Annotated in this window: 16 protein-coding genes; 8 read left to right on the plus strand and 8 right to left on the minus strand. The window is 70.6% G+C overall.

All coding sequences use genetic code 11. The features are described 5' to 3' along the window. Positions 1-330: 330 nt before the first annotated feature. Positions 331-1113 (minus strand): oxidoreductase, encoded by a 783-nt coding sequence (locus tag AB0J87_RS44670; protein WP_363976925.1) that lies wholly within the window; start codon positions 1111-1113, stop codon positions 331-333. 311 nt (positions 1114-1424) lie between these two features. On the opposite strand from AB0J87_RS44670, the gene acs reads away from it, so the two are divergent. After that, positions 1425-3398, plus strand: a complete 1974-nt coding sequence (gene acs / locus AB0J87_RS44675) for an acetate--CoA ligase (RefSeq protein WP_363976928.1) — start codon at positions 1425-1427, stop codon at positions 3396-3398. 174 nt (positions 3399-3572) lie between these two features. On the opposite strand, the gene AB0J87_RS44680 is transcribed toward acs, so the two are convergent. Next, entirely contained in the window at positions 3573-3704 is a 132-nt protein-coding gene (locus AB0J87_RS44680; RefSeq protein WP_350732724.1) for a hypothetical protein, read from the minus strand. Between AB0J87_RS44680 and AB0J87_RS44685 the strand changes: the two genes are divergently transcribed. The 3 genes from AB0J87_RS44685 to AB0J87_RS44695 are packed head-to-tail and all read left to right on the plus strand — an operon-like array spanning position 3703 to position 5493. Continuing rightward, entirely contained in the window at positions 3703-4143 is a 441-nt protein-coding gene (locus AB0J87_RS44685; protein ID WP_192789404.1) for a phage holin family protein, read from the plus strand. The two genes, AB0J87_RS44680 and AB0J87_RS44685, sit on opposite strands and share 2 nt — an antisense overlap. Then, entirely contained in the window at positions 4133-5053 is a 921-nt protein-coding gene (locus AB0J87_RS44690) for an alpha/beta hydrolase (RefSeq protein ID WP_363976932.1), read from the plus strand. The genes AB0J87_RS44685 and AB0J87_RS44690 overlap by 11 nt, the downstream gene beginning before the upstream one ends. Then, a complete protein-coding gene (locus tag AB0J87_RS44695) occupies positions 5050-5493 on the plus strand; it encodes a DUF309 domain-containing protein (RefSeq protein WP_363976935.1) in 444 nt (147 codons plus the stop codon). Before AB0J87_RS44690 ends, AB0J87_RS44695 begins: the two co-directional genes overlap by 4 nt. Positions 5494-5503: 10 nt before the next feature. Here AB0J87_RS44695 and AB0J87_RS44700 read toward each other — a convergent pair whose 3' ends face one another. Then, complete coding sequence (locus AB0J87_RS44700; RefSeq protein WP_363976938.1) at positions 5504-6694, minus strand: MarP family serine protease; 1191 nt, start codon at positions 6692-6694, stop codon at positions 5504-5506. 81 nt (positions 6695-6775) lie between these two features. Between AB0J87_RS44700 and AB0J87_RS44705 the strand changes: the two genes are divergently transcribed. After that, entirely contained in the window at positions 6776-7288 is a 513-nt protein-coding gene (locus AB0J87_RS44705) for a HEAT repeat domain-containing protein (RefSeq protein WP_363976941.1), read from the plus strand. Here AB0J87_RS44705 and AB0J87_RS44710 read toward each other — a convergent pair. After that, complete coding sequence (locus AB0J87_RS44710) at positions 7285-7902, minus strand: CoA pyrophosphatase (protein ID WP_363977568.1); 618 nt, start codon at positions 7900-7902, stop codon at positions 7285-7287. The genes AB0J87_RS44705 and AB0J87_RS44710 overlap by 4 nt on opposite strands. 70 nt (positions 7903-7972) lie before the next feature. After that, positions 7973-8695 (minus strand): endonuclease III, encoded by a 723-nt coding sequence (gene nth, locus AB0J87_RS44715; RefSeq protein ID WP_350732715.1) that lies wholly within the window; start codon positions 8693-8695, stop codon positions 7973-7975. A gap of 86 nt (positions 8696-8781) precedes the next feature. Between nth and AB0J87_RS44720 the strand changes: the two genes are divergently transcribed. Next, on the plus strand, positions 8782-9222 hold the full coding sequence (locus tag AB0J87_RS44720) for a hypothetical protein (RefSeq protein WP_350732713.1): 441 nt from the start codon (positions 8782-8784) through the stop codon (positions 9220-9222). 58 nt (positions 9223-9280) lie between these two features. Here the strand turns inward: AB0J87_RS44720 and AB0J87_RS44725 are convergent, their stop codons facing one another. Continuing rightward, the gene (locus AB0J87_RS44725) at positions 9281-9856 is read right to left on the minus strand and encodes a TetR/AcrR family transcriptional regulator (protein WP_363976945.1); all 576 of its coding nucleotides are present in this window, start codon (positions 9854-9856) and stop codon (positions 9281-9283) included. A 93-nt stretch (positions 9857-9949) separates the two neighbouring features. Between AB0J87_RS44725 and AB0J87_RS44730 the strand changes: the two genes are divergently transcribed. After that, positions 9950-10792: an alpha/beta hydrolase gene (locus AB0J87_RS44730; protein ID WP_355200551.1), complete on the plus strand. Its 843-nt coding sequence runs from the start codon at positions 9950-9952 to the stop codon at positions 10790-10792. Between the two features lie 387 nt (positions 10793-11179). Continuing rightward, complete coding sequence (locus tag AB0J87_RS44735; RefSeq protein ID WP_225965682.1) at positions 11180-11815, plus strand: Crp/Fnr family transcriptional regulator; 636 nt, start codon at positions 11180-11182, stop codon at positions 11813-11815. Here the strand turns inward: AB0J87_RS44735 and AB0J87_RS44740 are convergent. Both AB0J87_RS44740 and AB0J87_RS44745 read right to left on the minus strand, forming a co-directional pair. Then, complete coding sequence (locus tag AB0J87_RS44740; protein ID WP_363976949.1) at positions 11797-12585, minus strand: MBL fold metallo-hydrolase; 789 nt, start codon at positions 12583-12585, stop codon at positions 11797-11799. The two genes, AB0J87_RS44735 and AB0J87_RS44740, sit on opposite strands and share 19 nt — an antisense overlap. Next, complete coding sequence (locus AB0J87_RS44745; RefSeq protein ID WP_363976952.1) at positions 12582-13400, minus strand: NUDIX hydrolase; 819 nt, start codon at positions 13398-13400, stop codon at positions 12582-12584. Before AB0J87_RS44745 ends, AB0J87_RS44740 begins: the two co-directional genes overlap by 4 nt. Positions 13401-13432 lie beyond the last annotated feature (32 nt).

Raw genomic sequence — 13432 nt, forward strand, 5'->3', positions numbered from 1 at the left:
GTAACCAGATCACGGAGGGTGGCGATGGCGACGTATGCCGGGGCCCCGCTCATAGGCGGGTAAAGGTCTTGGTCCGAGGGCTTCCCATCAGGGCGGATCCGACGTAGAAAGGTGTCACGGACCTCTTGTCCGGGCGCATCAGCCGGGTACCCACGCGCGACCAGCCGCGGGAGGCGCGTCGTGACGGGCTTGACCCGCTCCGACGAATAGAGGTGCACGCTTGGTAACCCGGTGTGATGTGCCAGCAGACGGCGTCTCTTGACTGAGACGCCGTCAGCTATGTCGGCGGCCCGGCCCAACGCTCCCACCTGCGCCTCCGCCGCCGCGGCCTCAGCCTCGTTGCATCGCCTCGCAGATGGCGGTCGCTTCGCGCACCCCGAGACTTACTGCTGAGGCACACTGTTGTACCCACTGGGCGACGCCCTCCGGGGTCCCGCTCAGGTACGCACTCAGGCCCCCGGCGTACGAGGCGTGCTCCAGGTGCCCCACCTCCACGGCCACGAGGGACTTCGGGTCCAGGCCGTACTCGACCAGGGTCAGGCGCTCGGCCGCGCGCGCCACGATCCCGTCCGCCGCGCCGAAAGGACGCAGTACGGCCAGCTCGGCGTGCATGACGGCGGCCAGCACGATCGCGGGCGCCTTCGTGGGCCGTTCGAGCAGCCCGAGCAGCCCCTCCATGCGCGTCGCCGTCTCCGAAGCGCCCGGCGCGGGCCCCAGCCCCAGCGGGTCCGGCGCCTCGTCCACCGCCCGCGGACGGCCCAGGGCGGACTGCGGCGCCAGGCCGGCGGCCGCCACCGTGTGCAGGCGGGCCAGCACCTGCCTCGGCGCCGTCCGCCACAACGAGCCCAGGCGGCCCAGCTCCGCCGACGCCCGCAGGGCTCCCTGGACCAGCGGGTCGTGGACCTCGTCCCGGCGCAGGGCGTCGAGGGACACGTCCACGCCTTCCAGGGACGCCGAGGCCCGGGCGCCGCGCAGGGACGACTCCGTCGAGACGGCCGGGCTGGCCCGGCGCAGGACTCGATGGCGGTACAGCCGGTCGACGTCCTGCCTGGCGGAGTCGACCGCCTCGGGGACGCCGGGGAACTCCGCGATGACAGCCAGTGGGTCACTCACGGAAACCGACCTTACCGGCGGGTACGACCGCTCTCGCTCCACCGGGTGACGACCGTACCAGCGCCTCGACAGGAGGCGGGGCGCGCTCAAAAGGTGACCGTGGGTTGAGAAATCACCGGGCGCCGAATATGCGGAGCCCTTTATGGGTCCCCGCCAGATTTCAAGATGACAACGTTTCAATAGCGGTTGTCATGCGACCTGATAAGCGGAGGCACCTCGGTACAGACCTGTCTAGACCTCTTGTGTGTGGAGGCCGTGAGCTGGTGAAGTGGGACACGACCTATCCAATCTGGCCATAGAAGGAGCACGAGGTGGCCCCGGAGACCCCCGGCAACGAGACCCAGGCGCTGTCGAACCTGCTACAGGAGAACCGCCGGTTCGCACCGCCGGCTGACCTGGCGGCGGCCGCGAACGTGACCGCCGCCGCATATGACGAGGCCGCCGCCGACCGTCTCGCCTTCTGGGAGCGTGCGGCCGAGAGGCTGGCGTGGGCCAAACGGTGGGAGACGACCCTCGAGTGGAACGCCCCCTTCGCCAAGTGGTTCGTCGGCGGCGAGCTCAACGTGGCCTACAACTGCGTCGACCGCCACGTCGAGGAGGGCCGCGGAGACAAGGTCGCCTACTACTGGGAGGGTGAGCCCGAGGGCGACACCCGTACCCTGACCTACAGCGACCTCCAGCGCGAGGTCAGCAAGGCCGCCAACGCCCTCCAGGAGCTGGGCGTCGGCAAGGGCGACCGGGTGGCCGTCTACATGCCGATGATCCCCGAGCTGCCGATCGCGATGCTGGCCTGCGCCCGCATCGGGGCGATCCACTCCGTGGTGTTCGGCGGCTTCTCGGCCACGGCGCTGAAGAGCCGGATCGACGACGCCGACGCCAAGCTCGTCATCACCGCCGACGGCGGCTACCGCAGGGGCAACCCGTCGGCGCTCAAGCCCACGGTGGACGAGGCCGTCGCCGAGTGCCCGCAGGTCGAGAACGTCCTCGTCGTACGCCGTACCGGCCAGGACGTCGCCTTCGGCGAGAAGGACGTCTGGTGGCACGACCTGGTCGACCGGCAGAGCGACCAGCACACCGCCGAGCCCCACGACGCCGAGGACCCGCTGTACATCCTCTACACCAGCGGCACCACCGGCAGGCCCAAGGGCATCCTGCACACCACCGGCGGCTACCTCACCCAGACCGCCTGGACGCACCACGCGGTCTTCGACCTCAAGCCCGACACCGACATCTACTGGTGCACGGCCGACATCGGGTGGGTGACCGGCCACTCCTACATCGTGTACGGCCCCCTCGCCAACGGCGCCACCAGCGTCATCTACGAGGGCACTCCCGACACCCCGCACCGCGGCCGGTTCTGGGAGATCGTGCAGAAGTACAAGATCACGATTCTCTACACGGCGCCCACCGCGATCCGGACGTTCATGAAGTGGGGCGACGACATCCCCGCGAAGTTCGACATGTCCAGCCTGCGCATCCTGGGCTCCGTGGGCGAGCCGATCAACCCCGAGGCGTACGTCTGGTACCGCGAGCACATCGGCCACGACCGCTGCCCCGTGGTCGACACCTGGTGGCAGACGGAGACCGGCGCCATCATGATCAGCCCGCTGCCCGGCGTCACCGCGGGCAAGCCGGGCGCCGCGATGCGCCCGTTGCCCGGCATCGCCGCCGACGTGGTGGACGACCAGGGCAACAGCGTCCCCGACGGGGGCGGCGGCTTCCTCGTCGTACGTGAGCCGTGGCCGTCGATGCTCCGCACGATCTGGGGCGACGACCAGCGCTACATCGACACGTACTGGAGCAGGTTCGACGGGATGTACTTCCCCGGCGACGGCGCCAAGAAGGACGACGACGGCGACCTGTGGCTGCTCGGCCGCGTGGACGACGTCATGCTCGTCTCCGGCCACAACATCTCCACCACGGAGGTGGAGAGCGCGCTGGTCAGCCACCCGAAGGTGGCCGAGGCGGCGGTGGTCGGCGCGACCGACCCGGTCACGGGCCAGGCGATCGTGTCGTTCGTGATCCTGCGCGGCTCGGCGGAGGAGAGCGACGACATCGCCGCCGACCTGCGCAACCACGTGGCCAAGACCCTGGGCCCGATCGCCAAGCCGCGCCAGATCCTGGTCGTGCCGGAGCTGCCCAAGACCCGCTCCGGAAAGATCATGCGCCGCCTCCTGCGCGACGTCGCGGAGAACCGCAGCATCGGCGACGTCACCACGCTGGCCGACAGCACGGTGATGAACCTGATCTCGGAGAAGCTCCCGTCCGCCAAGTCCGAGGACTGATCCCACATTCCAGGCGCATGTCCCGAAATATGGGGACATGCGCCTGGCTCTTGAGAGCCTGGGGCGAAGCCCGGAGTACCCGGCGCGGGCGCTATCTTGTTCGATCGGGTAGTTCTGGGAGTGATAGCGGGACTCGCGCTCGACAAGTTTCGGCGTGTTCGGGGCGCCTGGCTGTCAGCGCGGCTCGGCCTGGCGAAACTGTCGGAAGAGCTCCTGGCGGCGGTACCGCTTCACACGGTACGCGAGCGTCGCATCGCGCTGGATGATGTTTGACACGGCCACCAGGCCTCGATAGGAGACGTTCATGCCGCAGACTCCCGAGGAAGAATCCCTGGGCTCGCTGGTCGCCCAGGCGAGCAGTCAGATCTCGGACCTGGTCCGCTCGGAGATCGAGCTGGCCAAGGCCGAGTTCAGGTTCGACGCCAAGCGGGTCGGCACGGCGGGCGGCCTGTTCGCCGCCGCCGCCTTCATGGCGCACCTGTGCCTGATCCTCGCCTCGTTCACGATCGCGTTCGTGCTGGCGCAGTGGCTGCCCAACTGGCTGGCCTTCCTCATCGTGACCGTGTTCTACCTGGTGGTGGCGGGTCTGCTGGTGTTCATCGGGGTCAGGCGGCTCAAGGGACTGGCCGGGATGAAGCGCACCGCCAGGTCGATCAAGGGGCTCAAGGAGATCGCCACGCCTGAGGACGAGACGCTGCCGGCGGTTCGTCCCGATCGCGAGCCGGTGACACGTGATGGCACCTGACGAGTCGGTCGTACAGATCGAGGGACCCTGGACGCACCGCGCGGTCCACGCGGGCGGCACCCGCTTCCACGTCGTCGAGGCGGGCGAGGGGCCGCTGGTGCTGCTGCTGCACGGGTTCCCGCAGTTCTGGTGGACGTGGCGCAACCAGCTCGTCTCGCTGCCGAAGGCGGGTTACCGGGCCGTCGCGGCGGATCTGCGCGGCTACGGCGGCAGCGACAAGCCGCCGCGCGGCTACGACCTGCCCACGCTGGCCGCCGACGCGACCGGCCTGATCAGGGCGCTGGGCGAGACCGGCGCGATCGTGGTGGGGCACGACTGGGGCGGGCTGCTGGCCTGGACGATGGCCGTGCTCGATCCCAAGTGCGTGCACCGGCTGGTCGCCGTGTCCGCCCCCCATCCCCTGCGCCTGCGCAAGGCGCTGCTGGGCGACCCGTTCGGCCAGCTCAGGGCCAGCCGGCAGTCACTGGGCCACCAGCTGCCGCTGCTGCCCGAGCACCGGCTCAGGCGCCGCGAAGGGGCTCTGGTGGGCCGGCTGCTCGACGACTGGTCGCGGCCCGGCTGGCCCGATCCCGAGACCGCGCGTACGTACCGAGAGGCGTTCCGCATCCCCGCCGTGGCACACTGCGCGCTGGAGTACCACCGCTGGTTCGGCCGCTCCCAGCTGCGCCCGGACGGCCGCCGCTACGCCAGGGCCATGCGCACCGCGGTCGAGGCCCCCACGCTCCACCTGCACGGGGCGCTCGACCCGCGTGCCCTGCCGCGTACGGCGCACGGCTCGGGCCGCTACGTGGCGGCCCCGTACCGGTGGCGGCTGCTCGAAGGAGCCGGCCACTTCCCCCATGAGGAGATCCCCGACGTGTTCGACACCGAGTTGCTCGGCTGGCTGGCCGATCCGGAGCCCGACCGATGAGAGACCGCGATCCCGAGGGCAGGCCCCGTAACGCCAGGCCGCGCGACGCGTACGGCAGGCCGCTCCCCTACGGCGAACCCGGCGTGGCCCGGGTCCCCGACGACTACGCCCCCACCACCGAACAGGCCCTGGCCGACGCGCGCGGCTTCCTCGGCGAGGGCCTGCCGTTCAACGCGCACGAGGTGTTCGAGGGCCGCTGGAAATGCGCGCCGGAGGACGAGCGCGAGCTGTGGCAGGGCCTCGCGCAGATCTGCGTCGGGCTGACGCACCTGCAGCGCGGCAACGGGCGCGGGGCGCTGACCCTCTTCGGCCGTGGCGCCGCCAGGGTCCAGGGGTACGGCGGCGCGTACGACGCGGTCGGCAAGGCGGCCTCGGGGTTCGGCCAGGACAGCGACCCCGACGAGGCCATCGCCGCGATCCTGGACAAGCTGCCCGGCTGAGGGCCGATCGTCAGTCGCACTTCTGGGTGCTGGCCGGGGTGGTGTCGTTGCGGCCCTGGGCCGCGTCGGGGGCGACCTCCTCGGCCGTCAGGACGTAGCCGGTCTCCTCTTCGTTGATCGCGGCGGCGAAGATCACGCCGTAGACCCGGCCGTCCACCGTGAGCAGCGGGCCGCCCGAATTGCCGGGCAGCACCTTCCCGCGGATCGCGTACACCTTGCGCCTGACCGTGGCGTCGCGGTAGATGTCGGGCCCCTCGGCGTCGAGCTGCCCGCCGATCCTGGCCGGCTCCGCGGTGAACCCCTTGCTCTTGGGGAACCCGGCGATGATGGCGCTGTCGCCGCGCGAGCCGTCGCCGTCGAAGGAGAGCTGCGGCAGGTCGAGGCCGGGCACGTAGAGGACGGCGATGTCGCGGCGCGGGTTGTAGCGCACGACGGTGGCCGCGTGCGGCGTGTTGTTGGAGTCGATGACCTGCAGGTCGCGGGTCACGCCGGCGACCACGTGGGCGTTGGTCATGATCCGGCCGGGGGCGTAGACGAAGCCGGTGCCCTCGATGTGCTTGTTGCAGCTCTCCGCGTTGCCCTGCACCTTGACGATGGCCCGCCGGGCGCGGCTCAGCTTGGAGCCCTGCAGCACGCTCTGGTCGGGCGGCGGCACGTCGACGATCGTGCCCGCGCCGATGGCGTCGAAGACGGGCGGGAACTCCGACCGGTCGATGAACTTCTTGAACGGCTGCTGCCAGTTGCGCGCGGCCTGCGGGATCACGTCGTCGACGGTGGTCAGCAGCGCGGAGTTCTTCACCTGGTCGACGAGGGGACTGAAGGCCGTGGAGACGATCAGCGAGCCGATCAGCCAGGCGATTACCAGCACGGACAGCGCGCTGGAGAACGTGCCGCCGACCGCGTCGGCCACCTTGGCGGGCTCCCACGTGACGTGGCTGCGCACGACGGCGCCGAGCGTCGAGGACGCGAACTGGCCGATGGTGGCGGCCAGGAAGACGATCACGATCGCCAGCAGCGCCTGCGGGGTGTCGCCGCTGACCAGGGCCTTGGAGATCGGTGGCGCGATGAAGACGCCGAGCACGGCCCCGCCGACGAACCCCACGAAGCTCATCGCCCCGATGATGAAGCCCTGCCGGTAACCCGAGACGCCGAAGGCGATCACGAGGCCGATCAAGATGAGGTCAAGCAGATCACCGCGCACGTTTCAAAGCTAACCAGGGATACGGTCAAGTGTGCACGTCTTCCGCCAGGACGGCGTCACCGCGTGGCTACCTTGAGCGGTATGCCGTCGGCCGAGGAAACAGTGCGCGATCTCATCGAGGCAGCTCTGTGCGACACCGACCCCGACGGCCCCCTGCGCTGGCACGTGATCTCCGTGCTGCGGCAGCGCGGTGATCTGGAGTCCTTCATCGAGGCGCGCCGGCTGTGCGCCGCGGACACGGTGGCGGAGCGGCTGCTCGGCGTGGACATCATGGGGATGCTGCGGCCGTTCGTGGACCGTACGCTGCCGGTGCTGCGCTACCTGGCGGCCAGCGAGGACGACGCCATGGTGCTCTACTCGGTGCTGATCGCGTTCGGGCACCTGGCCGACCCGCGGTCGCTGCCGTCGGTGATCGAGCTGGCCGGCCACGACGACGCGAGGGTGCGCTACGGCGCCGCGTACGCGCTGCAGCACGTGCTCGGCGATCCCCCCGACCGGGCCGGCCTGGAGACGCTGCGCGCGCTGGCGGCCGACAGCGACAAGGACGTGGCGGGCTGGGCCTCCCTGGGCGTGGCCCTGCGCTCGTCCCGCTAACCCCTGGACGCCAGGTCGATCACTTCCTGCGGGAGGTCCTCCACCTGCGCGGAGTCCCACGGGCGCTCCAGCCCGCCCTCGCGCAGCACGGTGTCGAGCACCATCGCGGTGAACCCCCACACCAGCATCCCCCGCACCCGGAACGCGGGCCCCGCCGACCCTCGCGGATGCCGCAGCGTGACCCGGTTGGCGGGGTCGACCAGCTCGGCGATCGGCACCCGCTCCACGGACTCCACCTCGCTCGGCGAGGCCGCGTGCACGGCCGACGGCTCGCGCCACCAGGCGATGACGGGCGTGACGCGGTTGTCGCTGTGGCTGAGGTACAGCTCGGGCATCGTGCACAGCACGTGGACGCCCGCGGGATCGACCCCGGTCTCCTCCTCGGCCTCGCGCAGCGCCGCCGCGACGGGTCCTCCGTCGTCGGGGTCGACGCCGCCGCCGGGGAAGGCGGGCTGGCCCGCGTGCCTGCGCCCGAGCGTGCTGCGCTGGATGAGCAGGACGTCGGGGCCGAGCGCCCCCTCGCCGAACAGCATCAGCACCGCGGCGGCCCGCCCGCTGCCGTTGGGGGGCGTCCACCACCGCGGTACGTCGAAGCGCTGAGCCTGCGCCGCCAGTCGGTCGAGCCAGTCGGGCACTTGGGTCACGCATCCTCCAACACGCCGGGACACCGGGGACTTCCCGCGATCACGAGAAGGGGCCGGGCCTGACGAGCTTCTCGGCCTCGGCCGCCGCCGTGGGGCCGGTGCCGTACGACGGGCAGAGCGCGGCCAGCGGGCACACACCGCACGCGGGCCGCCGTGCGTGGCAGATGCGGCGGCCGTGCCAGATCACCCGATGGGAGAAGATCGTCCACTCGCGCTTGGGCAGCAGCTCCCCCACGACGTGCTCGATCTTGACGGGGTCGGTCTCCTCCGTCCAGCCGAACCGCCGCACCAGCCGCTGGAAGTGGGTGTCGACGGTGAGCCCCGGCACGTCGAACGCGTTGCCCAGCACCACGTTGGCGGTCTTGCGGCCCACGCCGGGCAGGGTGACCAGGTCCTTCAGCTTGCCGGGCACCTCGCCGCCGTACTTCTCGCACACCGCCTGCGCCATGCCGATGATGCTGTTGGTCTTCGCGCGGAAGAAGCCGGTCGAGCGGATGATCTCCTCCATCTCGGACCGGTCTGCGGCGGCGTAGTCCTCCACTGTCGGATATTTCGCGAAGAGGACGGGGGTGACCATGTTGACCCGCTTGTCCGTGCACTGGGCGGAGAGGATGGTCGCGACCAGAAGTTCTAACGGGTTGCCGAAGTCGAGCTCGCAGTGGGCCTCTGGATAGGTGTCCGCGAGGATGCGGTTCATCTTGCGGGCCCGCCGTACCAATGCGAGCCGGGTCTCCGGCTTGCGCCCCGCCGCGTTCGTGGCCATGTCGCAAGACTAGAAGCTTCCGCGAACCGTTGAACCCAGGACGGCCCCGCTCGCGTACAAGGGGGCGACACGGGAGGGCGGTGGCCATGAGCGGTCAGGGTGCGGTGCTGTCGGACTTCGTGCGTACATCGGGGCCTTTGCGGGGGCAGGCGCTGCATCGCCTGGCCCTGACCTGCGCCTCCGCGGTGGCCAAGCTGCACGCCCGCGGCAACGTGGGGCTCCGGCTCAGCCACGAGAGCGTCGCGCTCGGCGCCCACGGCCAGGTGCTGATCGGCTGGCAGCCCGGCGTCACGCCGGGCTCGGCGGCCGACGACGTGCTGGCCTGGGCCGACCTGGTGGTCTTCGCGGCCACGGGCCGCACGGACGGCGACCCCGCCGTCCTGCCTCCCGCGCTGCACCTGGCGGTACGGCAGTGCCGCCAGGCCGACCCCACGGCCCGCCCGCGCGCGGCCGACGTGCTCCGCGTGCTGCTCGGCCAGTCGGTGGCGGCCGCGGTGGCCTCCGTGGACGGTCTTCTCGCCTCCTGAGAGGGCGTTGCGCGAGTTGATGTCCTTTTCGTCGTTTGCGCTGGGCAGGGAAGGCTGGTCAGAATCTGCTGGCAGGACTGAAGGCGGCCCCGATGAGGGTCTCGGCGGCGGCGCGGGCGTGGGCAGCCGTGGCGGGGTCCCCGGTGATGGCGGCCGTGGTCTGGGCGCCTTCGGCGAGCAGGGCCAGCTGCGGGGCGAGGTAGCCGGGACCACCCGCCTCGCGGACCAGGTCGGCGACATGGCGCTGGAAAGAGGTCTTCTGCTCCCTGACCGCCTCGGCGACCCGGCTGCTGCCACCGGCCAGCTCGCCGAAGAAGTTGATGAAGGCGCAGCCCCGGAAGTCGTCCTCGCGGAACCATTCCGCCAGAAAGTCGAAGACGGCCAGCATCCGGTCGCGCGGCGTGCGGGCGGCGGCGAGGGCGCGGGCCACGCCGGTGTCCCACTGCTCGGTCCGGTGGCGGAGCACTGCCAGGACGAGGTCGTCCTTGGAGGGAAACAGGGCGTAGATGCGCTTCAGCGAGACACCCGCCTCGGTGCGGACGGCGTCCATGCCGACGGCCTGGACGCCGTGGGCGTAGAACAACCGGTCGGCGGTGGAGACGACCTGGTCACGTGCTGTTTCCTCATCGATCACGAGAGCTCCAGTTGCGCAGAGAACCAGCGTTCTCTACTGTAGTGGACATACGCGGAGAACGATCGTTCTCTAGCGAATGGAGGGAGATTTCTCATGGGCCACATCAAGGTAGGCACCGAGAACAGCACCGACGTCGAGCTGTACTACGAGGACCAGGGATCCGGTCAGCCGGTCGTCCTCATCCACGGCTACCCCCTGAACGGGCACAGCTGGGAGCGTCAGACGCGCGAGCTGCTCGCCGCCGGCTACCGGGTGATCACCTACGACCGCCGCGGCTTCGGCCAGTCGAGCAAGGTCGGGAGCGGGTACGACTACGACACCTTCGCAGCCGACCTGAACACGCTGCTGGAGACGCTCGACCTGCGCGAGGTCATTCTCGTCGGGTTCTCCATGGGCACCGGCGAACTCGCCCGCTACGTCAAGAACCACGGCCACGAGCGCGTCGCCAAGCTGGCCTTCCTGGCGTCGCTGGAGCCGTACCTGGTGGAGGCGGACGACAACCCCGCCGGAGTACCGCAGTCGGTGTTCGACGGCATCGTCGCCACTGCCCGCGCCGACCGATACGCCTGGTTCACGCAGTTCTACAAGGACTTCTACAACCTGGATGAGAATCTCGGCACGAGGATCAGCCAGGAGGTCGTCGCCGCCAACTGGAACACCGCCACGACCTCCGCCCCGGTCGCCGCGTACGCGGTGGTGGCGGCGTGGATCGAGGACTTCCGCCAGGACGTCGCGGCGGTGCGCGCGGCCGGAAAGCCGTCACTCATCCTGCACGGCACCAGGGACAACATCCTCCCGATCGACGCCACCGGGCGTCGTTTCCACGAGGCGTTCCCGGAGGCGCACTACGTCGAGGTCGAGGGCGCCCCGCACGGCCTGCTGTGGACGCACGCCGATGAGGTCAACGAGGCACTGCTGGCCTTCGCCGCCAAGTGACCCCGCCGCCGGGGTGGCACTACCCGCTACCCCGGCGGCTGCCTGGCCACGGCGTGCGGCTCGTCCCGGGTTGTTCGCTCAACCGCAGCCCTAGCCCGCCCGCGAAGTCCCTGACCAGCCTTCCCTGCCCAGCGCAAACGACGAAAAGGACATCAACTCACGCAACGCCCTCTGAGACTCTTCTGCGGCACAGGGGAGGGTCGATAGCCCCTGAAACCAGGGCATCAGGTACCTTTCCCCTGAATACGACTCATCCCAAAAGCGCAGAACACTCCAGCATTCCCATAACCTGTGTGTGCCACGCAGAGTGGGGTGAGTCACAATGGCAGCAGAGGAGGCAGAGTGAACACCGAAGACGTGCTGGGCAAGGCCCCCCTGTTCGCCGCGCTGGACCGCGAGAGCGCCGCGGCGCTGCGTACGAGCATCACGGAGGTCCAGCTCTCCAAGGGACAGACGCTCTTCCACGAGAACGAGACCGGCGACCGGCTCTACGTCGTGCTGGAAGGCAAGATCAAGCTGTCCCGCACCTCGCCCGACGGACGGGAAAACCTGCTGAGCGTGCTCGGGCCGAGCGAGATGTTCGGCGAGCTGTCGCTGTTCGACCCGCGACCGCGTACGGCCTCGGCGACGGCGCTGACCGACGTGCGGCTGGCCGGGCTCGGCCACGACGACCTGCGCCCCTGGCTGACCGGCCGCCCCGAGGTGGCGCTCCACCTGCTGCGCGCGCTCGCCCAGCGGCTGCGCCGCACCAACGACGTGCTGGCCGACCTGGTCTTCACCGACGTGCCCGGGCGCGTGGCCAAGCAGCTGCTCGACCTGGCCGAGCGGTTCGGCACCAAGACGGACGACGGCCTGCGGGTGCACCACGACCTGACGCAGGAAGAGCTGGCGCAGCTCGTCGGCGCCTCGCGCGAGACGGTCAACAAGGCGCTGGCCGACTTCGCCCAGCGCGGCTGGCTGCGGATCGAGGCCAAGGCCGTGGTGATCCTCGACATGGACCGCCTCTACAACCGGTCCAGGTAGTCGAGCTGGGCCACGACCGACATCTCGGCGGCGGCCCAGAGCGAGCGGTCGACGTCGGCGTACACGATCTTGACGATCTCCCGCGGCGTGCGCGCGCCCTGGGCGCGCGCCGCCCTGATCTGGTCGAGGCGCTGCCGCCGGTGCGCGATGTAGCCGTCGAGCGCGGCGATCGGGTCGGGCAGCACGGGACCGTGGCCGGGCAGCAGCGCCCGCGCCTCCAGGCCCTCCGCGGCCGCCCTGAGCCGGTCGAGGCTGCGGAGATAGTCGGCCAGGCCGCCGTCGCGGGCGATGATCGTGGTGCCCCGGCCGAGCACGGTGTCGCCGGTCAGCATCGCGCGGTCCTGCGGCAGCCAGAAGCAGAGCGAGTCGAACGAGTGGCCCGGCGTGCCGTACACGTGGATCTCCAGGCCCGCCACGCTCACCACGTCGCCGTCGGCCAGCCCCTCCTCGCCCAGCCGGTGCCGCGGATCGAGCGCCCGGACGGGGGCGCCCACCATCTCGGCGAAGCGCCTGGCGCCGCCGCTGTGGTCGAAGTGCCCGTGGGTGAGCAGGATCTCGGTGACGCGCCGCTCCCCGAGGTGATCGCGTACGCGGCGCAGATGCGACTCGTCCTCCGGCCCCGGATCGATCACCACCACCTCGTCCCCGCCGATGACCCAGGTGTTGGTGCCGTCGAGCGTCATGGCGGACGGGTTGGGCGCGAGCAGGTTCTCGGCGTGCTCGGTACGGGAGCCGTCGGGCGTCCCTATCGGGATGTGCAGCCCGCTCACCGGGTCACCAGCCGCATCTCGCCCTGGATCTCCACGGCCTTCGGCATGATCGGCACGATCTCCCTGGGCTCGGCCAGGATCCCCGCCATGCCGTCGTGGGCCGCCAGCTCGCTCAGCGTGTGGTACGTCGGCGGCATCAGGAAGATCTCCCCCCGGTGCGCCAGCTCGATCGCCTCCGCGGGGCGCTTCCAGGCCACCTGGTCGGCCTCACCGCCGACGTCACGGGTGCGCTGGCCCTCCGGGAGCACGGCGACGAAGAACCGCGTGTCGAAGCGCCTGTGCTCGATCTCCGGGGTGATCCAGTGGGCCCACGGTTTGAGCAGGTCGGACCGGAGCACCAGGCCGCGCCCGGCGAGGAAGTCGGCGAAGCCCAGGCTCCTGTCGATCAGCGCCAGCCGGTCGGACTCCCAGTCGTCGCCCGTCGTGTCGGCGACCACGGAATCGGGCCCGGGACCCGCCAGCAGCACGCCGGACTCCTCGAACGTCTCGCGTACGGCCGCGCACACCAGCCCGCGCGCGACCTGCTCGCTCGCGTTGAAGACCGTGCCCCACTCGGCCGGTGACGGGCCGGCCCAGGCCACGGCCTGGTCGGTGTCGCGGGCGTCCACCGAGCCGCCGGGGAACACGTACGCGCCCGCCGCGAAGGCCATCGTGGCCTTCCGCCGCAGCAGGTAGACCTCCGGCGAGGCGCTCCCTCGCAGGATCACCACGGTGGCGGCGTCGCGGGTCGGGACCGGCTCGACCCGCCCCTCGAGGAGGTCCCGCGCCCGCGCGGCTAGCTCGGCTGGAAGCGGCAATCCGGTCACATCGGTCATAGTGCCTCAGGGTATGAACTGTTTCTCATATT

This window comes from Nonomuraea sp. NPDC049625, from assembly GCF_040675285.1.
GTDB lineage: Bacteria > Actinomycetota > Actinomycetes > Streptosporangiales > Streptosporangiaceae > Nonomuraea > Nonomuraea angiospora_A.